This is a genomic window from Pseudomonas sp. FG-3G (assembly GCF_901007645.1).
Taxonomy (GTDB): Bacteria; Pseudomonadota; Gammaproteobacteria; order Pseudomonadales; family Pseudomonadaceae; genus Aquipseudomonas; species Aquipseudomonas rhizophila.
Genome location: NZ_CAAKGZ010000041.1, coordinates 36,227 through 62,415 on the forward strand (window position 1 = coordinate 36,227; position 26,189 = coordinate 62,415).

Consider the following 26,189-nt stretch of genomic DNA (forward strand, 5'->3'; position numbering starts at 1 on the left):
AGCCCAGGCCAATCTTACTGACTGAGCAATGCGCCAGTCGTTCAAGGCGAATGGGTGACGTCGGAAATTTCATCAACCGCGAGCGCACCTGTCTCGGAAGTCCCCAGCACCACGTAGGCGCTGCCGCAGAACAGCGAGTTGAGGCGTTTCATGTCGGCGATCAGTTCTAAGTGCAGGGAACTGGTCTCGATGCTTTGTACGATTTTTCGCTGTAGACGGCTGACGTGTGCGTGGGCCAGTCGTCTTTCCTGCGCTCGAAAGCGACGTTTCTCACGCAACAGCTGACGGGCGCTCTCCGGATCGGCACTGAGGAACACCGACAATCCCAGCCGCAGATTGGCGATCAACTGGCTGTGCAGCGTCGCCAACTCTTCCAGGCCAACCTCGGAAAAGGATCGACGCTGCGCGGTTTTCTGTTGCTGGACCTTGCGCAACATGCGTTCGATGAGGTCGCTGGCCAACTTCAGGTTGATCGCCAGCTCAATGATTTCCGCCCAGCGGCGGCTGTCCTGTTCACTGAGGTCCTCACGGGGCATTTGGGCCATATACAGCTTGATGGCGCTGCACAGCGCCTCGACGTCATCGCCCATGCTCCGTACTTGTTGGGTGACTGCGGTCTGCCCGCCGCGCAGTACGTCGAGCATGGCTTCGAGCATGGTTTCGATCAGATCACCGATGCGCAGGGTTTCCCGGGCAGCATTCGCCAGGGCCAGGCTCGGCGTGGCGAGGGCGGTGAGGTCCAGGTGGCGGGGCTTGGCCGTGCCGTTGGTGTCAGGACGCTCCGGCAGCAGCCAGGCACACAGCCTGGCCATCGGCCCGACGCTGGGCAGCAGCACCAGGCAGCGCACGGTGTTGTAGAGCAGGTGAAAACCGATCACCGTTTCCTGGTGGCTGAAATCCAGGCCGTCCAACCAGCCCACCAACGGATCGAGCACTGGAATGATCAACAACAGGCCGATCAACTTGTACAGCAGGCTGCCCAGCGCCACCTGGCGGCCGGCGGCGTTCTGCATGCTGGTGCTGAGAAAGGCCAGCACGCCGCTGCCGATGTTGGCGCCGATCACCAGGCCGATGGCCACCGGCAGACTGATCACCGCTGCGCCGGCCAGTGTCGCGGTCAACAGCACGGCGGCGAGGCTGGAATAGGAGATCATCGCGAACAGCGCACCCACCAGCGCATCGAGCAGGATGTCGCCGGTCAGCGAGGCAAAGATAACTTTCACGCCCTGGGCCTGGGTGATGGGCGCGGCGGCTTCGACAATCAATTGCAGCGCCAGGATGATCAAACCCAAGCCGATGCCGACCCGGCCCATTTGCCCCAGGCGGGTCTGTTTGCGCGACAGGAAAAAAATCACCCCGAGGAAAATCAGCAGCGGCGATAACCAGGACAGATCAAGGGTCAGTACCCGCGCCATCAGCGCCGTGCCGACATCGGCGCCGAGCATGGTCGCCAGGGCAGGGGTCAGTGCCATCAGGCCCTGGCCGACGAATGAGGTGACGAGCATGGCCGTGGCGTTGCTGCTCTGGACCATGGCAGTGACCATGATGCCTGCGACGAACGCCAGCCAGCGCTTGGACATGTTTTGGCCAATGACATGGCGCAGGTTCGTGCCATAGACCCGCAGAATGCCGGTACGGACGATGTGCGTGCCCCAGATCAGCAGGGCCACGGCGGAGAGCAAGTTCAGCAGGGTCAGCATGAGAAGCCCCCTGTTAGCGTCCCAAAGGGACCAATTGACGGTGCCACATTTTTCTTCGTTGTACTTAAGCTGTAGTTGGCCAACGGTTCGAGCGCCAGCATTGCACAGCTAAAGATGGGTTTGAAACAAAACTGTCATAAAAAGCCATTGACCAAAGACACCACGAAACCCAGTGGGAGCGAGCCTGCTCGCGATAGCGGACTGTTAGCCAATGAAGATGTTGAATGTTGCGGCCTCATCGCGAGCAGGCTCGCTCCCACCGGTTTTGCATCCGCTTACTTTCCGACAGGCATGAAAAAGGGGCTCGAAAGCCCCTTCGTTCATTGCCCTGTGCCGCTTACTGGCCTGGCATATCCTTACGCAGTTTTACCGGATCCTGCTGCTTGCGCTTGCGCGCCATGGCAGTGCGCATCTTGATGTTGAACGCTTCGACCGCCAGGGAGAAGGCCATGGCGAAGTAGACGTAGCCTTTTGGCACGTGCACGTCCAGGGACTCAGCGATCAGCACGGTACCGACCACCAGCAGGAACGACAGCGCCAGCATCTTCAGCGACGGGTGCTTGTCGATGAACGAGCTGATGGTGCCCGCCGCCAGCATCATCACCAGCACCGCCACGACGATTGCCGCGACCATCACCGGTACATGGGAGACCATGCCCACGGCGGTGATCACCGAATCCAGGGAGAACACGATGTCGATGATCGCGATCTGGACGATGGTGTAGATGAAGCTGCCGCCCGTGCCCGCAGGCGTCTCGCCGGTTTCGTCTTCGCCTTCCAGCGCGTGGTACATCTCCTGGGAGCTTTTCCACAGCAGGAACAGACCACCGAAGAACAGGATCAGGTCACGACCGGAAATGCCCTGGCCGAACACTTCGAACAGGTCGGCGGTCAGGCGCATGACCCAGGTGATGGACAGCAGCAACAGGATCCGCGTGATCATGGCCAGGGCCAGACCGAAGATCCGGGTGCGTGCCTGCATGTGCTTGGGCATGCGGCTGACCAGGATCGAGATCATGATGATGTTATCGATGCCCAGGACAATTTCCAGGGCGGTCAGGGTGAAGAAGGCAACCCAGATTTCCGGGTTGGTCAGCCATTCCATGTGAGTTCCTTTAGCGAGTGTTGGGCCGCGCCGCGCCTTCGATTATCGAAAGGGGCGACGCAGCGGGCATTGCTTTTATAGAGTGCTGAACAGCGGAAAAATCCCCATCAGCAAGGCGGCAAACATTATGCACAGGCAAACCAATACTGCCCACTTCAAGGTGAAGCGTTGGTGATCGCCAAACTCGATCCCCGCCAGGGCCACCAGCAGGTAAGTCGATGGAACCAGTGGGCTCAGCAGGTGGACGGGCTGGCCAACAATCGAGGCGCGGGCCATTTCAACGGCAGTGATGCCGTAATGGCTGGCCGCTTCGGCCATGACCGGTAACACCCCGTAATAAAATGCATCGTTCGACATGAAGAAGGTGAACGGCATGCTCGCCAGCGCGGTAATCACTGCCAGGTATGGGCCCAGGAAATCCGGGATCACCGCCAGCAGGCTCTTGGACATGGCGTCGACCATGCCGGTCCCGGACAGGATGCCGGTGAAGATACCCGCCGCGAAAATCAAACCGACCACCGCCAATACGCTGCCGGCATGGGCCGCAACGCGGTCTTTCTGCTGTTGCAGGCAAGGGTAGTTGACGATCATCGCGATACTGAACGCCACCATGAACAGCACCGGCAGCGGTAACAGGCCGGCGATCAGCGTGCACATCAGGCCCAGGGTCAACGCACCGTTGAACCAGATCAGCTTCGGACGACGGGCGTCCGGGAACTGGGAAACGCTGATTTCGCTGTGGTCGATGTCATCACCGGCGAGGTGCAATTCACCCAGACGGGCGCGCTCGCGTTTACCGTACATGTAGGAAATCGCCAGGATCGCCGCTACACCCGCGAGCATCGCAGGAATCATCGGAACGAAGATGTCGGACGGATCGACATGCAGCGCGCTGGCTGCACGGGCCGTCGGGCCGCCCCAGGGGGTCATGTTCATCACGCCACCGGCGAGAATGATCAGGCCGGCCATGATCCGTGGGCTCATGCCGATGCGGCTGTAGAGCGGCAGCATGGCGGCCACGCAGATCATATAAGTGGTCGCGCCGTCACCATCGAGGGAAACGACGAGCGCCAGAACGGCGGTGCCGACCGAAACTTTCAACGGGTCGCCCTTGACCAGCTTGAGGATCTTGCGCACGGCCGGGTCGAACAGGCCGGAGTCGATCATCAGGGCAAAATAAAGAATCGCGAACATCAGCATCACCCCGGTCGGGGCAAGCTTGGTGATGCCTTCGAGCATCATCGGACCGATCTTCGGTGCAAAACCACCGAACAGAGCGAACAGGATCGGGATGATGATCAGGGCAATCAGCGCGGACAGGCGCTTGGTCATGATCAGGAACATGAACGTGATGACCATGGCAAAGCCAAGGAAAGTCAGCATAGGAAATACTCCAGGCGTGGCGCGACGGGCAAAGGCAGACCGAACAGGTCAGCGCAGAATGCAAAGCACGGGACGGACGGAGGGAGTGGGTTCAGCGGGGCGGGTAGCAGCGGACATCAGAATCACCATTGTTGTTGTTAAAAGGGCCTAACGAGCCTTAGCCGCTCGCTTCTGGCCACCGGTCTGTTGCCGGTAGTGGGGGCGATCCTAATCGCGCAAGCTTTCAGCCACCTTTCGCCGCTGTAATGGAGTTTTTCTGTAGGGCAAGGCTTACCTGTAGGAGCAAGCTTTGTTCCCACAGACAATCTGCGCTCCACCGATAAATCAAAACACCGAAAGATCCAACGGCCGCACCGCGCCCATCCAGATCGCATGCTCGGTGTGGTCCGTCAGGTCGTCGCCGGTGTCCGGGTGAAGAAATATCACCAGGCCTTTGCGATTGAGCGCCAGCCACGGCAAGACGACGCCGATGTGCTGTGGATCGAACGCCAATTGGCAGCTCCAGTCCGGGTGCGGCCCGACTGGGCGTTGGTGGATACGGCCCATTTTCAGCCCAAACAGTCGCGACGCTTCCTCGCACAGTGCCCGCGCCTGGTCGATGGTGTTGGCGTCGAAATAGACATGGGCGTGGTAGCCCTTGATCCGCTGCATGTGCTTCTCCTCGAAAACTGGCCGAACCGAGGTTGTCTCCCGCGGGTCAGAGCCTTTACATGCGGGGCAAAAAAGGAAAAACAGCCATGAAAAATGCCGAAACCCCGGTCACCAAAGTGGTGCTCTATGGTGCCATGAGTAGCCTCGGCAGTGCGTTGATGGCTGAAATGCTGCGGCGCCAGCACGAAGTCATCGCTGTTCTCGACGACCTTACGGCCCTGGCGCCGCGCCCCGGCCTGCGGGCCAAGACCGGCGACCTCTACGATCCCCAGCGGGTCAAGCAAAGCGTGGCCGGCGCCAATGCCGTGGTGTGTCTGTTGAACGCTCCAGGGTTGCCGATGAACAGCGAGCACGTGGAGCGCACGCTTATTCCTGGTCCCGTGGAGCAGGTGTTGGCGGTGGATGCGCTGATCGCCGGGATGGAGGCGGCGAGTATTTCCCGGCTGTTTCTGGTGGGCGATTTCGCCGTGCTCGACGAGGAGCCGGCAGACGATGTATTGCAGCGCCATGCCGCCGAAGAAGTCCTCGATGCCCTGAACAACAGCACGTTGCAATGGACCCTGATTGACTCACCCTACGCAACGCCCGGTTTGAGCATCGAGCACTTCAGCCAGGTCAGCACCAGCCTGGAGGCCGGCATGGCCGAATCACTGGAGCGGCTTGGCCGTGTGGCCGTCGGCATTGCCGATGAGCTGCGCCTGAACCTGCATGTGGGCCAGCATGTCAGTTTTGTCGCCGCTGATTAGCCTGTGCGGTCGCCGTCTCCCGAGTTGGCGCAGGGGCGGGCTGGTTACACCGCAATGGAAGGCAAGGCCAACCCCGTGAGCGATTCGGCGCTGTTGGCCTGCTCCTCCATCAACCAGTCCACAAACTGCCTGATCAATACCCCGCGCCGTTTACGCTGGGGCAAAACCACGTAATACCCTGACCGCGACAACACTGTTTCAGCGACCGGACGGCACAGCAGCCCTTGGGCCAATAAGTTATCCACAAGGTATCGCCAGCCGATGGCAACGCCCTGACCGCCAATCGCCGCCTGGATGAGCAAGGTGTAGTTGTCGAACCGCAACTGCCCGGGCGCCGGGGGCGAGGTAATGCCCAGCTCACGGAAAACGCCACTCCAATCGAACCAATGGCTACTGTTTTCCCCGCGCAAATGCAGGAGCGGGAACTCCGACAAGGCTTGAGCCGACAAGGGCAGGGAGCGTTCCTTGAGCAACAGCGGGCTGCACACCGGAAAGACTTCTTCGCTGAAAAGCCAGCGACTTTCGCCTTGTTTGAAGCGACCGTCTCCAAACAGCACCGCAACGTCGATATCCGTGCGCAGCATGTTGTGGTTGCGTTCGCTGGTCACCAGGCTGACGTCCACCTGTGGGTTGGCGGCGTGAAACCGATGCAAGCGGGGCATCAGCCAATAGGCGGCAAACGCAAAATCGGTGGCCACTTGCAGCACCTCATGCTGGTCATGGGCGGTGATCGCGCTCAATCCTGCGTCGATATTCTGCAAACCGGCCTGCACCTGCTCGAACAGGATTGTTCCGGCCTCGGTCAGCTCGATGCCGCGATAGATGCGATCGAACAATCGCGTACCCAGTTGTTCTTCCAGGCGCTTGATCTGCTGGCTGATGGCCGGTTGCGTGGTGCCCAGTTCGATCGCCGCTGCCGTAAAGCTGCGGTGGCGGGCCGCGGCTTCAAAGGCGCGGAACAGGTCAAGGGACAGGTCACCCAGGGCTTCATACATAAGCTGTGCTTATCCTAGTCATTGCCTTACGTGGGCTTTACCCATAAAGGTGGGGGCTACATGCTCAATCGCAGCAATTTCGCATAACTGTTTACTATGGAATGCCGCGAATACATGAAGCGCAAGAACATTCTTTTCATCATGGCCGATCAAATGGCCGCGCCAATGTTGCCGATCTACGGTCCTTCGCCGATCAAGCTGCCGAACCTGTCGCGCCTGGCCGAGCAGGGCGTGGTGTTCGACGCCGCGTATTGCAACAGCCCACTCTGCGCACCGTCGCGCTTTACCCTGGTGAGCGGCCAGTTGCCCAGCAAGATCGGCGCCTACGATAACGCGGCGGATTTTCCTGCGGACGTCCCGACGTACGCCCACTACCTGCGGCGTCTGGGTTATCGCACGGCGCTGTCCGGCAAGATGCATTTTTGCGGGCCGGACCAGTTGCATGGCTATGAAGAACGCCTGACCAGTGACATTTACCCGGCCGATTACGGCTGGGCCGTGAACTGGGACGAGCCCGACGTGCGGCCAAGCTGGTATCACAACATGTCTTCGGTGTTGCAGGCTGGTCCGTGCGTGCGCACCAACCAGTTGGATTTTGACGAAGAAGTGGTGTTCAAGGCCCAGCAGTATCTGTTCGACCACATCCGCGAGGATGGCGACCAGCCGTTCTGCCTGACGGTGTCCATGACCCACCCACACGACCCGTACACCATTCCCAAGACCTTTTGGGATATGTATGACGACAAGGACATCCCGCTGCCGCAAACCCCGGGGCAAACAGAGCTGGACCCGCATTCCCAACGCCTGTTGAAAGTCTATGACCTGTGGGACAAGCCACTGCCTGTGGATAAGATCCGCGATGCGCGCCGCGCGTACTTCGGTGCGTGCAGCTACATTGACAGCAACGTCGGCAAGTTACTGCAAACCCTGGAAGACACCGGCTTGATGGACGACACGATCATCGTGTTCTCCGGCGATCATGGAGACATGCTCGGTGAAAAAGGCCTCTGGTACAAAATGCACTGGTTCGAGATGGCGGCTCGCGTTCCCTTGCTGATCAGCGCACCGGGCCAGTTCGCCAGCGGGCGGGTCGGGGCGGCGGTGTCCACTGCCGACTTGCTGCCGACCCTGGTGGAGTTGGCCGGTGGCCGGCTTGAGCCCGGACTGCCGCTGGATGGCCGGTCGCTGGTGCCCCATCTGCAGGGGCAGGGCGGTCATGACGAGGTCTTTGGTGAATACATGGCCGAAGGCACCATCAGCCCGTTGATGATGATCCGTCGTGGACCCTGGAAATTCATCTACAGCGAAGACGATCCGTGCCTGCTGTTCAATCTGCGCAATGACCCCAAAGAACTGGAGGACCTTAGCCAATCGGCTGAGCACCAGTCCCTGTGCGCGGATTTTCTCGCCGAAGCGCGAGCTAAATGGGATATCCCAACCATTCACCAACAGGTGCTCGCCAGTCAGCGACGTCGACGTTTCGTCGCCCACGCGTTGACCCTGGGCAAACTCAAGAGCTGGGATCACCAGCCGCTGGTGGACGCCAGCCAGCAGTACATGCGTAACCACATTGACCTCGACGATCTGGAACGCAAGGCCCGTTATCCACAACCCTGCCAAAACCAATAACGTAAGGGGAAGCACATGCAAAAGTTATCCACAGTACTGACCGCTGGGCTGTTGGCGCTTAGCAGTTCGGCGTGGGCCGAGCAAAGCTGCGAGACGGTAAAGATGGCCGACCCCGGTTGGAGTGACATCGCTGCGACCAACGCGATCACGGGTTTTCTGCTCGATGGCATGGGCTACAAGGCCAAGGTCGACACCCTCGCAGTGCCGATCACCTTCGGCGGCCTCAAGGACGGCCAGGTTGATGTATTTCTGGGTAACTGGATGCCGGCGCAGCAAGGGTTCTACGACAAGTTCGTGGCCACTGGCGATGTCACGCAGTTGGCCAAGAACCTGGACGGCACCGAATTCACCCTGGCGGTCCCGGATTACGTGTGGGATGCCGGTGTGCATAACTTCGCTGACCTGAACAAGTTCGCCGATAAGTTCGACAAGAAGATATACGGGATCGGCTCCGGCGCCCCGGCCAACCTCTCCCTGAAGGAAATCATCAAGACCAACGATTTCGGCATGGGCGAGTGGAAACTGGTGGAATCGAGCGAGCAGGCCATGCTCGCGGAAGTCTCCCGGGCGGTGAGGAAACAGAAGTTCGTGACCTTCCTTGGCTGGACGCCACACCCTATGAACGTGCAACTGAAAATGCACTACCTCAAGGGCGGCGAGAAGTATTTTGGCGACACGGGCAGTGTCTATACATTGACTCGCAAAGGTTATGCACAGGCCTGCCCGAACGTAGGCAAGCTGTTGACCAACCTGAGTTTCACCCAGGAAATGGAAAACAGCATCATGGCCGAGGTGGTGAACAACAAGGTCAGCAATGCCGATGCGGCCAAGGCCTGGATCAAGGCGAATCCGGCGGTGCTGGATAAATGGCTGGATGGTGTGAAGACGCTGGATGGCAAGGATGCGTTGGCGGCGGTGAAGGCCAAGCTCTGACAATCATGTGGCGAGGCAATCTATGTGGGAGCAAGGCTTGCCCGCGATGAAGACGACTCGGTCTTTCAGAGACCGAGCTGCCTGTTTCGCGAGCAAGCTTTGCTCCCACATTAATCTCCTCGCTACAGGGAGAACGGTGCCTTGTCCTGATACTCTTGCGCCAAACCCCACCCTTGAGGCCCCATGGCATTGCCCACCCGCCATTCACTCTTTCCGTTCCTGAGCTGGCTGCCGCGGCAGACCCGCGCCAGTGTCGGCCGTGACCTGATCGTCGGCCTGAGCGGTGCGATTCTCGCGTTGCCGCAGTCGATTGCCTACGCCCTGATTGCCGGACTGCCGCCGGAATACGGCTTGTATGCGGCGATTGTGCCGGTGCTGATCGCCTGCTTGTGGGGGTCGTCGTGGCACCTGATCTGCGGTCCTACGGCGGCGATTTCCATTGTCCTGTATGCCAGCGTCAGTCCCCTGGCCATGCCGGCCACCCAGGACTACGTCACCTTGATCCTGTTGCTGACGGTGCTGGCGGGGGTTTTCCAGTGGCTGCTGGGGTTGTTGCGTTTCGGCGCGCTGGTGAACTTCGTCTCACACTCGGTGGTGCTGGGTTTCACCCTGGGCGCGGCGGTGGTGATCGCCCTGGGGCAGTTGCCCAACCTGCTGGGTCTTGATCTGCCCAACGAAGCCACGGCGTTGAAAGGGCTGCTGATGTTGGTCAGTCATATCGAGGCTGTGGATAAGCCTTCTCTGTTTCTCGGTTTGGGCACGCTGGTGCTGGGCGTGGTGCTCAAACGGCTGCTGCCGCGCTGGCCGAGCCTGTTGATAACTTTGGTCATCAGCAGCCTGGTGGTCTGGCTGTGGCCAGGGATGTTCGGGCATGTCGCGCTGGTCAGCGCCTTTGCCGGGCGCTTGCCGCCGTTCTCTGCGCTGCCGCTGGACCTGGATCTGATCCTGCGCCTGCTGCCCGGCGCGGTTGCGGTGGGCATGCTCGGGTTGGTGACCAGCCTGTCCATTGCTCGCTCGTTGTCAGTACGCTCCGGGCAGTTACTCGACGCGAACCAGGAGGTCAGGGCGCAGGGGCTTTCCAATATTGTGGGAGGGTTCTTTTCCGGATCCTTGTCAGCGGGTTCCTTTACCCGTTCCGGCCTCAGTTATGAAGCCGGCGCTTGCTCGCCCCTGGCCGGGGTTTTCTCGGCACTGTGGGTGGCCTTGTTTGCGGTAACCGGTGCCAAGCTGATTTCGCACATTCCGATACCGGCCATGGCCGGCAGCATCCTGTTGATCGCCTGGGGGCTGGTGGATTATCGCGGCGTCCGGGCGTTGTTTCGCGTGAGTCGCGCCGAATTCGTGGTGATGAGCCTCACTTGCCTGGCCACGCTGCTGCTGGAGCTGCAGACCGCTATCTATGCCGGCGTGCTGGCGTCGCTGTTCTTCTACCTCAAGCGCACCTCGCAACCGCGGGTGCAACACGCCCGTGAGGGTGAAGCTGACATCCTGCGGGTTGGCGGTTCGATCTTTTTTGGTGCCAGCCATTACCTGCAAGTGCGTCTGCAACGGTTGCAGGCACAACGGGTGGTGATCGATGCCCAGCAGATCAACTTCATCGACTACTCCGGCGTGGAAATGCTGCACCAGGAAGCCCGGCGCTTGCGCACCCAAGGGCGCAGCCTGACGTTGCGCAGGGCCAGGCCCCATGTGGTGGAAGAGTTGAAGAAGCTGGAAGGGCCGGAGCACTGTCCGATCCATTTCGAAGACTAGGGCTTAAGGTAGACGCACCCTGTGGCGAGGGGATTTATCCCCGCTGGGGCGCGCAGCGGCCCTGGTTTTTTGGGACTGCTTCGCAGTCCAACGGGGATAAATCCCCTCGCCACAACAGTCTGTAGCCTCCTACAGTGCGAGCTGGCGCCGCAATTCGGCCAGCACTGGCGCGGTGTCCGGGCGTACCCCGCGCCACAGGTAGAACGCTTCGCCCGCCTGCTCGGCGAGCATGCCCAAGCCATCCATCGCCACCGCCGCGCCGTGTTCGCTGGCCCAACGACAGAACGAAGTGGGCTCCTTGCCATACATCATGTCGTAGCAGAACGTCATGCCGGGCTCGATCAAACTTGCGGCAATCGGCGGTACATCACCGGACAGGCTCGCCGATGTGGCGTTGATAATCAGGTCCACCGGCTCTTGCAGCCAGTCGAAACCGCTGGCTGAGACCGGGCCCAGGTCCGCGAACAACTCGGCCAGCAACTCGGCTTTTTCCACCGTGCGGTTGGCGATGATCACCGAGGCCGGCGCTTCGGCCAGCAGCGGTTCCAAGGCACCGCGCACAGCACCGCCGGCGCCCAGCAACAGGATGCGTTTGCCCTTGAGGTTTAAACCTGCGTTGACGGTCAGGTCCCGTACCAGTCCGGCACCATCGGTGTTGTCACCCAACAGACGGCCATCGGCCAGCTTGCTCAAGGTGTTCACCGCCCCGGCGCGCTGGGCCCGCTCGGTCAGGCTGTCGGCCAGGCGGAAGGCGTCTTCCTTGAACGGCACGGTGACATTCGCCCCACGCCCCTCGCGGAAGAATTCCCGCGCGCAGCCGGCGAAATCGTCCAAAGGCGCGAGCAGCGTGCTGTAGTCCAGTGTTTGCCCGGTCTGCTCGGCGAAGAGACGGTGGATCAGCGGTGATTTGCTGTGGCCGATCGGGTTACCCATTACAACGTAGCGGTCCATGGATAATCCTCGTTCAGGCCGTCGCCAGCCAATCGCGATCCTGCAGGAAATACTCGGTCAGCCGCGCCTCTTCGCTGCCCGGTTCAGCTTTCCAGTCATAGCCCCAGCGCACTTGTGGCGGCAGGGACATCAGGATCGACTCGGTACGCCCGCCCGATTGCAGCCCGAACAGGGTGCCGCGGTCGTAGACCAGGTTGAACTCCACGTAGCGTCCGCGGCGAAACTCCTGGAATTCCCTTTGTTTGGCGGTAAACGGGTCCTGCTTGCGGCGGCGCACGATAGGCAGGTAAGCCTCGATGTAGGCATCGCCGATGGCGCGCATGAAGGCGAAGCTGGTGTCGAAATCCCACTCGTTCAGGTCGTCGAAAAACAGGCCGCCAATGCCACGGGGCTCGTTGCGATGCTTGATATGGAAATAGCTGTCGCACCAGGCTTTGTAGCGCGAATACACGTCGGGGCCGAACGGGGCACAGGCCTGTTGGGCAACGCGGTGCCAATGCACGCAGTCTTCTGCCACGCCGTAGTACGGTGTCAGGTCGAAGCCGCCGCCGAACCACCAGACCGGCTCTTCGCCTTCCTTTTCAGCGATGAAAAAACGCACATTGGCGTGGGACGTAGGCACATGAGGGTTGTGGGGATGGATGACCAATGACACGCCCAGCGCTTCGAAGCCGCGCCCGGCCAGTTCCGGCCGATGGGCGCTGGCCGAGGGGGGGAGACCGCTGCCGAAGACGTGGGAAAAGTTGACGCCGCCCTTTTCGATCACCGTACCGTTTTCAATCACTCGCGTGCGACCGCCACCACCGGCGGGGCGGGTCCAGGCATCTTCGACGAAACGAGTGCCGCCGTCTTCGGTTTCCAGGGCCGCACAGATGCGGTCTTGCAGGTCGAGCAGGTAGGCTTTCACGGCCTCGGTGCGAGTGGTCATGACATCACCTTGATCAGGGCTACGCTACGCGGCTTGCAGCGGGCCGGTGGCAAATGGGCGCACAGGATACCACCGCACTTGCCTACGCCACAGTTGACGAAGGTCAAGCTTAGGAGTCCGATAGCAGGCTTGGTAAAAAGTCCACGACAAGGAGAAAGTGAAGATGGCCAAACGTATTCAGTTCAGTTCCCACGGCGGCCCCGAAGTGCTCGAGTACGTGGGCTACCAGCCTGCCGAACCGGGCCCGCAGCAGGTGCGGGTCAGCAACAAGGCGATCGGCCTGAACTTCATCGATACCTATTATCGCAGCGGTCTTTACCCGCCACCGGCCTTGCCGTCGGGCTTGGGGGCCGAGGGGGCGGGTGTGGTCGAGGCCGTCGGTTCAGACGTCACGCGGTTCAAGGTCGGTGACCGGGTAGCTTATGGCAGCGGTCCGCTGGGGGCCTACAGCGACGTGCATGTGTTGCCCGAGGCCAATCTGGTGCATTTGCCCGAGTCCATCAGTTTCGAACAGGCGGCCGGCGTGATGCTCAAGGGCCTGACCGTGCAATACCTGCTGCGTCAGACCTATGAGCTCAAAGGGGGGGAAACCATCCTGTTCCATGCCGCTGCTGGTGGCGTGGGCTCTTTGGCCTGCCAGTGGGCCAAGGCCCTGGGCGTGCGATTGATCGGCACCGTCAGCTCAGCGGAAAAAGCCGCAATCGCCAAATCCCACGGCGCTTGGGAAACCATCGACTACAGCAAGGAAAACGTCGTACAGCGGGTGCTGGAGCTGACCGACGGCAAGAAAGTCCCGGTGGTCTATGACGGTGTCGGCAAGGACACCTGGCTGACCTCCCTGGACTGCGTAGCGCCCCGTGGCCTGTTGGTGAGTTTCGGCAATGCTTCCGGTGCGGTGGACGGCGTGAACCTGGGGATACTCGCGGCCAAAGGCTCGCTGTACGTCACCCGTCCGACCCTGGCCACTTACGCCAATAACGCCGAGAACCTGCAGCGCATGGCCGATGAGCTGTTCGGCATGATCAGCAGCGGCAAGATCAAAGTGGATATCAACCAGCGTTATCCACTGGCCGAAGCGGCCAAGGCCCAGGCCGAGTTGTCGGCGCGGCGCACAACCGGGTCGACGATTCTTTTGCCCTGATTTAGAGGGTGCTAAAGAACCTGTGGGAGCGAGCTTGCTCGCGATAGCGGTATGTCAGCCAACATCAATGCTAACTGACCTGATGCTATCGCGAGCAAGCTCGCTCCCACACTGGTTTTGTGCAAGATGCAGAAGGTGTGTTCGGGCTCAGTCCGGCCGCACCACGTTGCCGGTCGCCAGGTCGCGAATCACGCTGGGGTTCTTGCGCCCACCCAGGTTACCGCCCAGCACCAGGTCGATCTGCCCACGGAAATATTGCTCGACGCGAATTCGCGTGCGCGCCGCCGGGCGGCCCTGAGGGTTGGCCGAGGTGGACACCAGCGGCCCCACCAGTGAGCACAAGTCGCGCACGGTGGGGTGATCGCTGACCCGCAGCGCAACCGTGTCGTGCACACCGGTAATCCATTGCGGCAGCAGATTCTGGTGCGGCACCAGCCAGGTATTAGGCCCAGGCCAGGTGCTGGCCATTCGATCCATCCAGGTTTCAGGGAAATCTTCGAACAGAAAGTCGAACTGGTGGATGTTGTCAGCCACCAGGATCAAACCCTTATCGGGCAGCCGCGACTTGATCGCCAGCAGGCGCTCCACCGCGTCTTCGTTCCACGGGTCGCAGCCCAGGCCCCAGACCGCTTCGGTTGGATAGGCAATCACCGCCCCGGCGCGAATTTCTCGCGCGGCTTGTTGCACACGCCAACTGTTGACCATGAAAGACTCTCCACAACGCAAATAAGGCTGTGCGCAGTTTACCGATCTTCCCCATAAAACCTAGCGCGCAAACCAGCGCCCGTTGTCACAGACCGCCCGTCCCTCCATTTCCAGCTCAGTCAGCGCCGCCAGGACTTTGGGCAAGCTCCAGCCGCTGGCGGCGGCCAGCGCTTCGCTGCCAAGCGGCGCGGCATGGAGCAAGCGCAACAGCGGATGGGTGACGGGCGTCGGTTCCATGGACAGCGGCAACTGCTGCCAGCCCCGCAATGCTTCAAGGATGTGCTCGACGGTTTCCACCAGCGCCGCGCCGTCGCGGATCAACTGATGGCAGCCCTTCGCGCCGGGGTGGTGGATCGACCCCGGAATGGCGTACACCTCGCGGCCTTGTTCGGCCGCCAAGCGTGCGGTGATCAGCGAACCGCTGGCGACACTGGCCTCCACCACCAGTACACCGAGGGACAGACCGCTGATGATCCGGTTGCGACGAGGAAAGTTGCTGGCGTGGGGCGGCGCGTCCAGCGGGAACTCCGACAGCACCGCGCTGCCTTGGGCGATCATCGCGTCCGCCAGCCGACGATTGCGCTGTGGATAAAAATTTTCCAGCCCGGTGCCCAACACGCCAATTGTTTGCCCGCCCACATCCAGCGCCGCTTGATGGGCCGCCGCGTCGATGCCCAGGGCCAGGCCGCTGGTGATGACAAAACCGGCACCGGCCAGGCTTCGGGAAAACGCCGCGGCGGTGTCCATGCCCGGTCGCGATGCCCGGCGGCTGCCGACCATCGCCAGCTGTGGTTTTTCCAGAATGGTCGCGTCGCCGGCGACGAACAACAGCGGTGGCGCATCGCTGATCTGCGCCAGCAGCGCGGGGTAGTCAGGCTGGTCCCACATCAGTAAACGCTGGGCCGAACCCTCCAGCCAGGCCAATGCATGGGCGGCGCCGTCACGCACATCCGGGTTGCGCCGAGCCTCGGCACACGCCGCGGGCAACCTCAGCGCTCGCCAGGCGCTGGCCGGTGCGCTGATGGCTTTGGAGGCCGAGCCAAAGGCCTCCATCAGGGTCATGAAACGTTTGGGGCCCAGTTCCGGCAAGCGGTGCAGGCGCAGACGGGCCTCCAGTTCCGCAGGGGAAACCGAAGCAGATTCAGGCAATGACATGGATCATCCTTGATCGTTATAAGCCCCGTCGAAACGGGAACAAGCTGTGGATAACTCTGTTGGTAACTTGTGAGACCCGTTATGGATTGCGCACTTTGTCGAGTACCGCCAGCGAGCGCGAGGCGTATAGCACCAAGCCATAGCTGAGCTTGTCGTAGGTGCGAAAAACCATCAGCAGGCCAGCACGTTCATCGGGAATTTTCACCTGCTCGCCGGTGATGCGGTCGCGCACGGTCTCGCCGGTCTTCATCACCGCCAGCACATTGCCTTCGGCCAGCCCGTCGCGACGGCCCTTGTTCAGGGTGACTACATCCAGGGCGCCGATCTGGGTGACGCCGCGGGGTACATCGAGGATCAGCCCGTTGATCTCCGATTTCGGTGCGCTGGGCATGAACGTCGAGTTGATCGAGCGTTCTTCGCCACTGAACAGACGATCGCCGAGGCGCACCTCCTGGGTCGTGCGTTGCAGGGCCAGGGTTGTGATGTCGCCTTCGCTCGCCACGACTTCACCGCTGCCGATGTCATCGGCGTTGATGCCCAGGAACTCCTTGGTTTCGGGATCGGTGTAGACCTTGCCCTGCCGGAAGATGCCATACGCCGACTGGTTTGCGTCGAAGGGGCCGCGGGCAAAGATCCGGTCTCCCGTGCCGCTGAGGACCCGTTCGGCATCGCCGGCAACGATGTAGGGCGCCTTGTCGAAATCCTCGGCCGTGTCGACGATGCGGTTGCTCAGCAAAAAGCTGTTGATGGCCTGCAGCGGGATGCTCGGGATCGCGTCGGCCACCGGCGAGCTGCGAATGCGCGGTGACAGCTTGATGGTGCCCCGCGAAGCGCCGCGATTGAGGGTCAGGCGCGGTTGACCGTTGACGTAGACCAGCGACAGGGTGTCGCCGGGATAAATCAGGTTGGGGTTCTCGATCTGTGGGTTGGCTTGCCAGAGTTCGGGCCATTTCCACGGTTCACGCAAGTATTTGCCGGAGATGTCCCACAGCGTGTCCCCCGTCACCACTGTGTATTGCTGGGGAAAACCTTCCCGAAGTTGCACTTGCCCGTGCGCGATACCGGCCGAGGCCAGAAGCAGCAGGGCGAGTAGTGATTTCCTCATGCGGTGAATCCCTTTATTATGTGCGTTCGCGTAAAACGCCAGAGCCCCCGTGGCTCGCTCCGTGATTGAGGAGCAACGTTTTACAACGGTAGCCTGCATCCCAAGACACGCCAGGCCAGCCACCCGACTTTACTTCACACGTGCATTTATCAAGCTTATGGCCATTTTGAACATTCTCGAATTTCCGGACCCGCGCCTGCGCACTATCGCCAAACCGGTGGCCGTAGTGGACGACGAAGTGCGTCAGTTGGTCGATGACATGTTTGAAACAATGTATGAGGCGCCAGGCATCGGCCTCGCCGCGACCCAGGTCAACGTGCACAAGCGTATCGTCGTGATGGACCTTTCCGAAGACCGCAGCGAGCCCCGGGTGTTCATCAATCCCGAGTTCGAAACCCTGACCGACGAGATGGACCAATACCAGGAAGGCTGTCTCTCGGTGCCCGGCTTCTACGAAAACGTCGACCGCCCGCAGAAGGTCAAGATCAAAGCCCTGGACCGTGACGGCCAGCCTTACGAGCTGATCGCCGAAGGGTTGCTGGCGGTGTGCATCCAGCATGAGTGCGATCACCTCAACGGCAAGCTGTTCGTGGACTACCTGTCTACCCTCAAGCGTGACCGGATCAAGAAAAAACTGGAAAAACTTCATCGCCAGAATGCTTGACGCCCCCTTCAAAGGCTTGCCGCGGCAAGCCTTTTTCTTTTGCGACTGCTTTGTAAATGAGAGCTTCCCATGACTGAGCCACTGCGCATCGTCTTTGCCGGCACTCCCGAGTTCGCCGCCGAACACCTCAAGGCCCTGCTGGCCAGCCCCCATGAAATCATCGCGGTCTACACCCAGCCGGATCGGCCGGCCGGTCGCGGGCAAAAACTGATGCCCAGCCCAGTCAAGCAATTGGCCCTGGAGAACGGTTTGCAGGTCTTGCAGCCGCCGACCCTGCGCGACGCTCAGGCCCAGGCCGACTTGGCCGCACTCAAGCCCGACTTGATGGTGGTGGTCGCCTACGGCCTGATCCTGCCCCAAGTGGTGCTGGACATTCCGCGTCTGGGTTGCATTAACAGCCACGCCTCGCTGCTGCCACGCTGGCGCGGTGCGGCGCCGATCCAGCGCGCCGTGCAAGCCGGCGATGCCGAGAGCGGCGTCACCGTGATGCGCATGGAAGCCGGCCTGGACACCGGGCCGATGCTGCTCAAGGTCAGCACGCCCATCAGCGCCGAAGACACCGGCGGCAGCCTGCATGACCGCCTCGCACTGATCGGCCCGCCGGCCGTGGTCCAGGCCATCGCCGGCCTCGCCGCCGGCACGCTGGAAGGCGAAGTGCAGGATGACAGCCTCGCCACCTACGCCCACAAACTGAACAAGGACGAAGCACGCATCGACTGGAGCCGCCCGGCCATCGAGCTGGAGCGTCTGGTGCGTGCCTTCAACCCGTGGCCGATCTGCCACAGCACCTTGAACGGCGAGGCCCTGAAAGTGCTGGCGGCAAGCCACGCCGAGGGGCAGGGCGCGCCGGGTGAAATCCTTGGTGCCAGCAAGGACGGCCTCGTCGTCGCCTGTGGCGAGCAGGCGCTGTGTCTGACACGTCTGCAATTACCCGGTGGCAAGGCGCTGAACTTCAGCGATTTGTACAACAGCCGTCGTGAGAAATTTGCCGTCGGCACGGTGCTGGGCCAAGCGGCGGACGCTTCATGAACCCGCGTCTGGCCGCCGCCAAGGCACTTGCCGCGGTCCTGAGCGGAAAAGCCTCACTCAACAGTTCCCTGCCGACCCAACTGGACAAGGTTGAAGACCGTGATCGCGGTTTCACCCAGGACCTGGCGTTCGGCACCGCCCGTTGGCAGCCACGGCTGTCGGCCCTGGCGGCGAAGCTGCTGCAGAAACCGTTCAAGGCCGCCGATGCCGACGTCGAGGCACTGCTGCTGGTGGGGCTCTATCAATTGCTCTACACCCGCGTGCCTGCCCACGCCGCCATCGGTGAAACCGTGGGCTGCGCCGACAAACTGAAAAAGCCGTGGGCCAAGGCCCTGCTCAATGCCGTGCTGCGCCGCGCCCAACGGGAAAGCGAAGCCCTGCTGGCCGAGCTGGAACACGACCCGGTGGTGCGCACCGCCCACCCGCGCTGGCTGCAAAAATCCCTGAAAGCCTTCTGGCCCGAGCAGTGGGAGGCTATCTGCGCGGCCAACAATGCCCATCCGCCGATGATCCTGCGGGTCAACCGTCGCCACCATACGCGCGATGCCTACCTGGCGTTACTGGGCGAGGCTGGCATCCCGGCCATCCCGTGCCAGTACAGCCGCGACGGCATCGTGCTGGAAACCCCCGGCGATGTACGCGCGCTGCCGGGCTTTGCCGACGGTTGGATCAGCGTCCAGGACGAAGCCGCGCAACTGGCTGCCGACCTGCTGGAGCTGGCGCCCGGCCAACGCGTGCTGGATGCCTGCTGCGCACCGGGTGGCAAGACCTGCCACATTCTCGAGGCCGAGCCGAAGCTGGCCGGCGTGGTGGCGGTGGACCTGGAAGCCAAGCGCCTGGTGCGCGTGAAGGAAAACCTCGAACGCCTTGGCCTGGACGCCGAACTGATTGCCGCCGATGGCCGCGACACCGCCAGCTGGTGGGATGGCAAGCCATTTCAACGCATCCTGCTGGACGCACCGTGTTCGGCCACCGGCGTGATCCGCCGTCATCCCGACATCAAGCTCACCCGCCAGCCGGACGATATCGCCGCACTGGCGGTGTTGCAGGGGCAATTGCTCGATGCGTTGTGGATAACCCTGGAAGTCGGCGGCATGCTGCTGTATGCCACGTGTTCGACATTGCCGACCGAGAACACCGAAGTGATCGAAGCATTCCTCGCCCGTACCCCCGGTGCCCGGGAGCTGGACATTGCCAGCCAGGCCGGGGTGAAGCAGCCCCATGGTCGGCAGTTGCTGGCCCAAGAGGGCGGCCACGACGGGTTCTACTACGCCAAACTGATCAAGATCGCCGCCGCACGCGGTTAAAACCGATTCGATAGGAGTGACCGGATGAAAATCATCATCCTCGGCGCAGGGCAGGTCGGCGGTTCGCTGGCTGAACATCTGGCCAGTGAAGCCAACGACATCACCGTGGTCGACACCGACGGTGACCGCCTGCGCGATCTCGGTGACCGCCTCGACATCCGTACCGTACAGGGCCGTGGCTCATTGCCTACGGTGCTGCGTCAGGCCGGTGCCGACGATGCCGACATGCTGGTGGCTGTCACAAACAGCGATGAAACCAACATGGTGGCCTGCCAGGTCGCTCACACGCTGTTCCACACCCCGACCAAGATCGCCCGGGTGCGCGAGGCGGCCTACCTGACCCGCGCCGACCTGTTCGACAACGAAGCGATCCCGGTGGATGTACTGATCAGCCCCGAGCAAGTGGTGACCAACTACATCAAGCGCCTGATCGAACACCCGGGCGCTTTGCAGGTGATCGACTTTGCCGAAGGCAAGGCGCAATTGGTCGCGGTCAAGGCCTACTACGGCGGACCGCTGGTGGGCCAGCAACTGCGCCAGCTGCGCGAGCACATGCCGAATGTGGAGACGCGGGTCGCGGCGATTTTCCGACGTGACCGGCCGATCCTGCCCCAGGGCGATACGGTGATCGAAGCGGACGACGAGGTTTTTTTCATCGCCGCCAAGGCCAATATTCGCGCGGTGATGAGCGAAATGCGCCGTCTCGACGAAAACAACAAGCGCATCGTGATTGCCGGCGGCGGGCAGATCGGCGAGCGTCTGGCCGAAGCCATCGAAAGCCGCTATCAGGTCAAGATCATCGAGATGAACCCGACGCGCTGCCGTTACCTCTCGGATAACCTCGACAGCACCGTGGTGTTGCAGGGCAGCGCCTCGGACCGTGACTTGCTCCTGGAAGAAAACATCGCCGACGCCGACATCTTCCTGGCCCTGACCAACGACGACGAAGCCAACATCATGTCCTCGCTGCTGGCCAAGCGCCTGGGGGCGAAGAAGGTGATGACCATCATCAACAACCCGGCCTACGTCGACCTGATCCAGGGTGGCGAGATCGACATCGCCATCAGCCCGCAACTGGCAACCATCGGCACCTTGCTGGCCCACGTGCGGCGCGGCGACATCGTCAGCGTGCACTCCCTGCGCCGTGGCGCGGCCGAAGCCATCGAGGCGATTGCCCATGGCGATGCCAAGTCCAGCAAAGTCATCGGCAAGGCCATCCGCGACCTCGGCCTGCCGCCAGGCACCACCATCGGCGCGATCATCCGCGACGAGCAAGTGCTCATCGCCCATGACGACACCATGATCCAGACCGGCGACCATGTGATCCTGTTCCTGGTGGATAAAAAGCATATTCGTGATGTGGAGAAGCTGTTCCATGTGGGGTTGAGTTTCTTCTGATCCAGGCTTTGCGGTGGCAGCAATGGCCTCATCGCGAGCAAGCTCGCTCCCACAGAGGATCTCCATGGCTCACAAATATTTGTGAGCCACCCCAACCCCCTGTGGGAGCGAGCTTGCTCGCGATAGCTATCTAGCAGCCAACTAATCAACCCCTGACACACCAGATAAGGACGCCGCCATGCTCGACTCCCTGGAAAAAATGCTCGCCAAAGGTGTGGATAACTCATTGCTGCGATTCGGCCTGGGCAAGGGCTACCTGGACCTCGGCGAATTCGCCCGGGCCGCCGAACACTTCCAACGCTGCGTCGAACTCGACCCCAAATACTCAGCAGCATGGAAACTCTTAGGCAAAGCACACCAAGGCCAAGGCGACCTACCGGCAGCCCGCCAAGCCTGGGAACAAGGCCTCGAAGCCGCCCGCGCCCATGGCGACAAACAAGCCGAAAAAGAAATGACCGTGTTCCTGAAAAAACTGGACCGCCACCCCTGAACGCCACGTACCCGTGGCGAGGGAGCTTGCTCCCGCTTGAGTGCGAAGCACTCACAAAAAAGCCCACCGCGTTCTCACTACCCGCCCGCCAAACAACCAACACACAAAACCCTGTGGTGAGGGGATTTATCCCCGCTGGGCTGCGAAGCAGCCCCAAACAGCCAACACGCAACTTCAGCCAGCCTAGCGTTGTCTTGCGCAGTTGCCGGAGACCGGTTGCATCGATAGTAGAAGGTCGCCCAAGAACCTCCCTTCGTCTCGTAAAGTGGCAACCCGACCGACCCGTGCCTATAGTCTTTGGCGCTAGACAGCTACCGGAGGCATGGACATGAGCCAGAGCATTTCGCCCGCCGCTTCACTTGTGCAAAAAACAGGCATGGTCGCCACGACCTTATGGGGCTCGGACAAAATCGCAGGTATCACGGTCGATCCGGACGGTGCTATCTGGCTTGGCGCTTATAGCCGCCTGGGGCTAGGAGGCGAAGAGGATTCAGGCTTCACCGGCAGCCTGGTCCGGTTCAATGCCAACGGTAGCCTGGACCGCGACTTCAGCGGCGACGGTAAATCCCTTCTCCCGGTGTCGCTCGACATCGAGGACGGCGGCAATGCCGCCGTGCAGCCGGGCGGGGGCTACCTGGTGGCGCGCTACGTGAAAGTAGGAGACGCCTGGGTGTCGGGCGTCAGTCGTAACTTGGCGGACGGCAGCCTCGACACGAGTTTCGGGAACGGCGGCACCGTGACAGTGCCTTTCTATTGGAATGAAGATCTAGGCCAGCAAGCGTCGTTCTCCGTGCAACGCGACGGCAGCTTTTTCGCCAGCGCTGGATATCCCTCTGGGGAGATCTATATCGCCCGCTTCGACGCGACGGGGGGCTTGATTTCGTCTTTTGGAGAGGCCGGGGTCCTGCACCTACCCGCGTCCATCGGCATTCACCCCAGCGGCACGTTCGACGTTTCATTGCAGGGAGACGGGAAGGTATTGGTCACGGGGCAAGACACCCTGACCCGCCTCAACCCGGACGGTACGCTGGATAGCAGCTTTGCGAACGGCGGCAGCCTGGCCCTGAATGTCCACGCAGACGCCCTGGTCATCCAGGATGACGGCAAAATCCTGCTGGCGGGCGCCTCGGGCGGCGTGGCGACCGTCATCCGACTCAATGCCGACGGCTCACTCGACAGCGATTTCGGTGAACAAGGTCGGGTAAGTTGGGGCTCGGAAAGCGCTCCTTTTGCAGTCGCCGACATGATCGTGCTGGCCGACGGCAAGCTATTGATTGGCGGAAGCCAAGGTACGAGCGCGGACGGCTATCTGGCCGCCTTGGTCCAGTTGAACCCCGACGGTCGTCTGGACCACAGCTTTGGCAATCCCGACGACGGCTATTACCACCTTGACGGTGGCCACGACGATGACTTCTTGCTCGGCACCGCGTCGTTCGACGATGCGATCTTTGGCGGGGCTGGAAACGATCTGCTCGACGGCCAGCAAGGTCGTGACCTGCTCACGGGCGGTGCCGGGGCCGACACGTTCCGTTACCAGTCAGTCACAGACAGCTACCGAACCGCAACCGCGGCCCATAGCGACCGCATCACCGACTTCGACCCCAACAGCGATACCCTCGACCTCTCCTCCCTGGGCTTCCTCGGGCTTGGCAATGGCCATGACGGAACGCTGGCGATACGCGTCAATGAAAGCGGGACGCGGACCTACCTCAAGAGTTTCGAGGCCAACGCCGATGGGGAACGCTTCGAAGTGGTCTTTGACGGTAACTTGGGCCAAGCGCTGAATGAAACCAACATCCTGTTTCAGCAAGCCAGGTTGATGGGCACCGAAGGGGACGATCGTTTACAAGGCAACGCTCGAAGCGAAATCATCGAAGGGTTCGCGGGCGATGATCGCCTTTATGGCGCGCTAGGGAATGATGTGTTGGTTGGCGGAGAGGGTCGAGACCTGTTGGTGGGGGGCGGTAACAACGATGTGTTCCGCTTCGACGGACTGAGCGACAGCTACCGTACCGCCACCGAAAACCATACTGATCGCCTGATGGACTATACCGCGGGTGAAGACACGATCGACTTGTCCGCTTTGGGTTTTACCCGGCTGGGAAATGGTTACGACGGCACGCTGGACGTGATTTTCAATGAAGCCAAGAACCTGACTTACTTGAAGAGCTACGAAGCCGACGCGTCCGGGGCTCGATTCGAGTTGAGCTTGGTGGGGGACCATTCCGGTTACCGCGACTTGAACATCATCTTCGCCGAGCCCTTGGATGAGGAGGCTATTCAATTGATTGGAGTGGCTAACGACTTCTGGGTGTAAAACACAAACTTGACCAGTTCAGATCGCCACTCCTGACTTCGCATAGGACCGCTTCTGTGGCGAGGGAGCTTGCTCCCGCTTGAGTGCGCAGCACTCATAAAAAAGCCGACCACGTCTTCAATAACAGCCCGCCAAACAGCCAACACACAAAACCCTGTGGCGAGGGGATTTATCCCCGCTGGGCTGCGAAGCAGACCCAAAAAAGCCAACGGAATCAGCCTGACACACTGCGACTCCTGCGCATGACCAACACACCCTGCCGGCAAGGCGAAATGATTTGAATCCAATCCGCTCCTTGTAGAGAATCGCCACCTTTACCCCAAAAGGATATGGGCGATGAAGTTCGAAGGGACTTTCCAATACATGGGCAATCACGGGATCGTCTTCAACGTCTCGCAGATCACCCTCACCGACAGCGAACGTGGGCGCTTGCGCGAGCTGCATTTTGGCGAAGCGAAAAGTGCCCACTATGAGGTCAACAGCAAGGTCGTCGAGGTGTACGACAAGATGCTGGCCAAAAACCTGCCGTGCGTGATGATGATCGGCATCTCCAAGCCGCTGACCCGGCAACAGGGCGATGCCCTCAATACCCAGCGCACCACGATCGCCACCCTTGCAGCCGCGGCCTTCACTGCCGCCGCCAAGGCTGTGGCCCCCTCTTACGTGGCGGCATCTGTAGGGGCCGGTGTGCGCACGTATGCCAATGAAATCCTGCCCACCTACCATGCGGGCGACGTACTGGTCAGCATAGAAGCGCAGGTCAACGGCGGCATCGGCCCGCAACGCACCCTCTCGACATTGATCATCAAGGCCTGACTGGAGACGTACATGTCCGTAATTACTCAATTGGTCATTGCCTTGGTGTTGTCCTTTCTGCTCGATCGATTCCTCAAACCCTATCTGCTACGCAAGTGGCTAGGCGTGGTGTTGGTGGTGGCGGGTGCGGTTGGCTGCGTTTTGGCCGGTCAGACCCGCTTGTTGGGGTTTGATCTGGGGTTGCTGTCGGTTTTTGCCGTGGCGATAGGGATGGGGTTGTTCATGAAGCGGCGGCGGTTTGAGGAGGTTGGCTGAATGGTAAAGGGGAGAGTTCTTCTGAAAATGTATTCTTCGCCTTTCGCTCTTTTTATGCACCCGTCGCGATGAGGAGCCGTTGATGCAATTTCGAGGTTTTACGTTTGGCCACATTGAGGTCGAGGCCGAAGGACGAGCCCACGACCTACATAACTTCTATGCGGCCAGCGCCATTCACTATGCAGCGCTAGAGCGCACACTCATTCTCAGGTTTACTCGGCGCACCGAAGACTGGGTGCCACCAGAGGAAGCGAGACAGATCACCGTGAAATTCCGTGAGGTGAGCTACTTTCGTGCCGAGGGGCGCGATCCGGATTTGGCCGAGGATGATTGTGTACTTCATGCGATTGGAACTGTGGAGTCTGGTGCTGAGACGAAAAATTTTTACCTGGCGGATAACATTCCGGCAGACCAGCACTTAGTTGTGTGCTTTGCGTCAGGGCTGACGTTACGGATACAGGCGGAGGAAGCAATATGTGAGATTGATGTCTAGGCGCCCGCTGTGGCCGATTCTCGACTGTCGTCACCGGCAGAGAGCGGCCCCTGGACATCCTGATGGCGAAACAGTAGCTTTTTTAGCTAGTAGGCGAGAAATACTCAATAGCGAATCATCCTCCTCATGCCGCACTTCACTTGGACTATGTCGAGAAATGGGACCGAAAACTGAAGAGCTGATCTGCATTCTTGATCAGCTTGCAATAGTGCTTGAAAGCGGCGGAGACACCCACTGGAGTTTCTGGATGCGTAAGGCAAGGGCACTATTGCTGGATTCTGATTACTCTGGGATTGAGTATCTACTGTCAGCCTATGGCGGAATGGGCTCATTAAATGATCTCATTCTTGGTCAAAGCTATGTCGGTGGCGTCCTTTCCTGGAATCCAGGTCATGTCGAGCTAAACGAAAAATTCATTGAATTGCGCAACAACGCCGAGCAGCTCGCCTACGCAATAAAACGGTCTCAAGATTGATCAGGCACCTAAACAACGTCCCCCGCAGCCGCGTTTGTGCATTCCCTTCGCGTCAAACCTTAGACG

25 protein-coding genes are annotated in these 26,189 nt (G+C 60.8%); 15 read left to right on the plus strand and 10 right to left on the minus strand.

What is annotated here, in order from left to right:
* Positions 1 to 41: 41 nt before the first annotated feature.
* The 4 genes from PSEUDOMOFG3G_RS24300 to PSEUDOMOFG3G_RS24315 all read right to left on the minus strand — a co-directional run bounded on the left by PSEUDOMOFG3G_RS24300 (position 42) and on the right by PSEUDOMOFG3G_RS24315 (position 4,839).
* On the minus strand, positions 42 to 1,700 hold the full coding sequence (locus PSEUDOMOFG3G_RS24300) for a Na/Pi cotransporter family protein (RefSeq protein WP_047229803.1): 1,659 nt from the start codon (positions 1,698 to 1,700) through the stop codon (positions 42 to 44).
* Between the two features lie 337 nt (positions 1,701 to 2,037).
* Positions 2,038 to 2,805 carry a TerC family protein gene (locus tag PSEUDOMOFG3G_RS24305; RefSeq protein WP_076383142.1) on the minus strand — a complete coding sequence of 256 codons (768 nt, stop codon included), beginning with the start codon at positions 2,803 to 2,805 and terminating at the stop codon, positions 2,038 to 2,040.
* A 75-nt stretch (positions 2,806 to 2,880) separates the two neighbouring features.
* The gene (locus PSEUDOMOFG3G_RS24310; RefSeq protein WP_047229805.1) at positions 2,881 to 4,188 is read right to left on the minus strand and encodes a CitMHS family transporter; all 1,308 of its coding nucleotides are present in this window, start codon (positions 4,186 to 4,188) and stop codon (positions 2,881 to 2,883) included.
* A gap of 324 nt (positions 4,189 to 4,512) precedes the next feature.
* Entirely contained in the window at positions 4,513 to 4,839 is a 327-nt protein-coding gene (locus tag PSEUDOMOFG3G_RS24315; RefSeq protein WP_047229806.1) for a DOPA 4,5-dioxygenase family protein, read from the minus strand.
* An 86-nt stretch (positions 4,840 to 4,925) separates the two neighbouring features.
* Between PSEUDOMOFG3G_RS24315 and PSEUDOMOFG3G_RS24320 the strand changes: the two genes are divergently transcribed.
* On the plus strand, positions 4,926 to 5,585 hold the full coding sequence (locus PSEUDOMOFG3G_RS24320) for an NAD(P)-dependent oxidoreductase (RefSeq protein WP_047229807.1): 660 nt from the start codon (positions 4,926 to 4,928) through the stop codon (positions 5,583 to 5,585).
* 44 nt (positions 5,586 to 5,629) lie between these two features.
* Here the strand turns inward: PSEUDOMOFG3G_RS24320 and PSEUDOMOFG3G_RS24325 are convergent, their stop codons facing one another.
* Positions 5,630 to 6,580, minus strand: a complete 951-nt coding sequence (locus tag PSEUDOMOFG3G_RS24325) for a LysR family transcriptional regulator (protein WP_076383140.1) — start codon at positions 6,578 to 6,580, stop codon at positions 5,630 to 5,632.
* A 114-nt stretch (positions 6,581 to 6,694) separates the two neighbouring features.
* Here PSEUDOMOFG3G_RS24325 and betC point away from each other — a divergent pair, with 114 nt between their 5' ends.
* The 3 genes from betC to PSEUDOMOFG3G_RS24340 all read left to right on the plus strand — a co-directional run bounded on the left by betC (position 6,695) and on the right by PSEUDOMOFG3G_RS24340 (position 10,894).
* A complete protein-coding gene (gene betC / locus PSEUDOMOFG3G_RS24330; protein ID WP_139048725.1) occupies positions 6,695 to 8,209 on the plus strand; it encodes a choline-sulfatase in 1,515 nt (504 codons plus the stop codon).
* Positions 8,210 to 8,224: 15 nt separating this feature from the next.
* Complete coding sequence (gene choX / locus PSEUDOMOFG3G_RS24335; RefSeq protein WP_047229810.1) at positions 8,225 to 9,142, plus strand: choline ABC transporter substrate-binding protein; 918 nt, start codon at positions 8,225 to 8,227, stop codon at positions 9,140 to 9,142.
* Between the two features lie 183 nt (positions 9,143 to 9,325).
* Positions 9,326 to 10,894, plus strand: a complete 1,569-nt coding sequence (locus PSEUDOMOFG3G_RS24340) for a SulP family inorganic anion transporter (RefSeq protein WP_139048726.1) — start codon at positions 9,326 to 9,328, stop codon at positions 10,892 to 10,894.
* A gap of 129 nt (positions 10,895 to 11,023) precedes the next feature.
* On the opposite strand, the gene aroE is transcribed toward PSEUDOMOFG3G_RS24340, so the two are convergent.
* Both aroE and hemF read right to left on the minus strand, forming a co-directional pair.
* On the minus strand, positions 11,024 to 11,845 hold the full coding sequence (aroE, locus tag PSEUDOMOFG3G_RS24345) for a shikimate dehydrogenase (RefSeq protein ID WP_107323188.1): 822 nt from the start codon (positions 11,843 to 11,845) through the stop codon (positions 11,024 to 11,026).
* A gap of 13 nt (positions 11,846 to 11,858) precedes the next feature.
* Positions 11,859 to 12,773, minus strand: a complete 915-nt coding sequence (gene hemF / locus PSEUDOMOFG3G_RS24350; RefSeq protein ID WP_047229813.1) for an oxygen-dependent coproporphyrinogen oxidase — start codon at positions 12,771 to 12,773, stop codon at positions 11,859 to 11,861.
* Between the two features lie 163 nt (positions 12,774 to 12,936).
* Between hemF and PSEUDOMOFG3G_RS24355 the strand changes: the two genes are divergently transcribed.
* Positions 12,937 to 13,914 carry an NADPH:quinone reductase gene (locus tag PSEUDOMOFG3G_RS24355; protein ID WP_047229814.1) on the plus strand — a complete coding sequence of 326 codons (978 nt, stop codon included), beginning with the start codon at positions 12,937 to 12,939 and terminating at the stop codon, positions 13,912 to 13,914.
* A gap of 147 nt (positions 13,915 to 14,061) precedes the next feature.
* Here PSEUDOMOFG3G_RS24355 and PSEUDOMOFG3G_RS24360 read toward each other — a convergent pair whose 3' ends face one another.
* The 3 genes from PSEUDOMOFG3G_RS24360 to PSEUDOMOFG3G_RS24370 form a co-directional block, all read right to left on the minus strand.
* Positions 14,062 to 14,619: an L-threonylcarbamoyladenylate synthase gene (locus tag PSEUDOMOFG3G_RS24360; protein WP_047229815.1), complete on the minus strand. Its 558-nt coding sequence runs from the start codon at positions 14,617 to 14,619 to the stop codon at positions 14,062 to 14,064.
* A gap of 60 nt (positions 14,620 to 14,679) precedes the next feature.
* On the minus strand, positions 14,680 to 15,774 hold the full coding sequence (gene dprA / locus PSEUDOMOFG3G_RS24365) for a DNA-processing protein DprA (protein ID WP_047229816.1): 1,095 nt from the start codon (positions 15,772 to 15,774) through the stop codon (positions 14,680 to 14,682).
* Between the two features lie 79 nt (positions 15,775 to 15,853).
* Positions 15,854 to 16,879, minus strand: a complete 1,026-nt coding sequence (locus PSEUDOMOFG3G_RS24370; protein ID WP_107323189.1) for a LysM peptidoglycan-binding domain-containing protein — start codon at positions 16,877 to 16,879, stop codon at positions 15,854 to 15,856.
* Between the two features lie 157 nt (positions 16,880 to 17,036).
* Between PSEUDOMOFG3G_RS24370 and def the strand changes: the two genes are divergently transcribed.
* The 10 genes from def to PSEUDOMOFG3G_RS24420 all read left to right on the plus strand — a co-directional run bounded on the left by def (position 17,037) and on the right by PSEUDOMOFG3G_RS24420 (position 26,123).
* Positions 17,037 to 17,543, plus strand: a complete 507-nt coding sequence (gene def, locus PSEUDOMOFG3G_RS24375; RefSeq protein WP_003196300.1) for a peptide deformylase — start codon at positions 17,037 to 17,039, stop codon at positions 17,541 to 17,543.
* Positions 17,544 to 17,612: 69 nt separating this feature from the next.
* A complete protein-coding gene (fmt, locus tag PSEUDOMOFG3G_RS24380; RefSeq protein WP_139048727.1) occupies positions 17,613 to 18,572 on the plus strand; it encodes a methionyl-tRNA formyltransferase in 960 nt (319 codons plus the stop codon).
* The gene (gene rsmB, locus PSEUDOMOFG3G_RS24385; protein WP_139048728.1) at positions 18,569 to 19,879 is read left to right on the plus strand and encodes a 16S rRNA (cytosine(967)-C(5))-methyltransferase RsmB; all 1,311 of its coding nucleotides are present in this window, start codon (positions 18,569 to 18,571) and stop codon (positions 19,877 to 19,879) included. Before fmt ends, rsmB begins: the two co-directional genes overlap by 4 nt.
* A 24-nt stretch (positions 19,880 to 19,903) precedes the next feature.
* Positions 19,904 to 21,277, plus strand: coding sequence for a Trk system potassium transporter TrkA (gene trkA, locus PSEUDOMOFG3G_RS24390; RefSeq protein ID WP_139048729.1), 1,374 nt, complete (start codon positions 19,904 to 19,906; stop codon positions 21,275 to 21,277).
* A gap of 178 nt (positions 21,278 to 21,455) precedes the next feature.
* Positions 21,456 to 21,767: a tetratricopeptide repeat protein gene (locus PSEUDOMOFG3G_RS24395; protein ID WP_047229821.1), complete on the plus strand. Its 312-nt coding sequence runs from the start codon at positions 21,456 to 21,458 to the stop codon at positions 21,765 to 21,767.
* 328 nt (positions 21,768 to 22,095) lie between these two features.
* Positions 22,096 to 24,084, plus strand: coding sequence for a M10 family metallopeptidase C-terminal domain-containing protein (locus PSEUDOMOFG3G_RS24400; RefSeq protein WP_139048730.1), 1,989 nt, complete (start codon positions 22,096 to 22,098; stop codon positions 24,082 to 24,084).
* A gap of 336 nt (positions 24,085 to 24,420) precedes the next feature.
* Entirely contained in the window at positions 24,421 to 24,900 is a 480-nt protein-coding gene (locus PSEUDOMOFG3G_RS24405; protein WP_139048731.1) for a hypothetical protein, read from the plus strand.
* Positions 24,901 to 24,912: 12 nt separating this feature from the next.
* Positions 24,913 to 25,155 (plus strand): hypothetical protein, encoded by a 243-nt coding sequence (locus PSEUDOMOFG3G_RS24410; protein WP_139048732.1) that lies wholly within the window; start codon positions 24,913 to 24,915, stop codon positions 25,153 to 25,155.
* A gap of 82 nt (positions 25,156 to 25,237) precedes the next feature.
* The gene (locus tag PSEUDOMOFG3G_RS24415; protein ID WP_139048733.1) at positions 25,238 to 25,648 is read left to right on the plus strand and encodes a hypothetical protein; all 411 of its coding nucleotides are present in this window, start codon (positions 25,238 to 25,240) and stop codon (positions 25,646 to 25,648) included.
* Between the two features lie 157 nt (positions 25,649 to 25,805).
* Positions 25,806 to 26,123, plus strand: coding sequence for a hypothetical protein (locus PSEUDOMOFG3G_RS24420; RefSeq protein ID WP_139048734.1), 318 nt, complete (start codon positions 25,806 to 25,808; stop codon positions 26,121 to 26,123).
* Positions 26,124 to 26,189 lie beyond the last annotated feature (66 nt).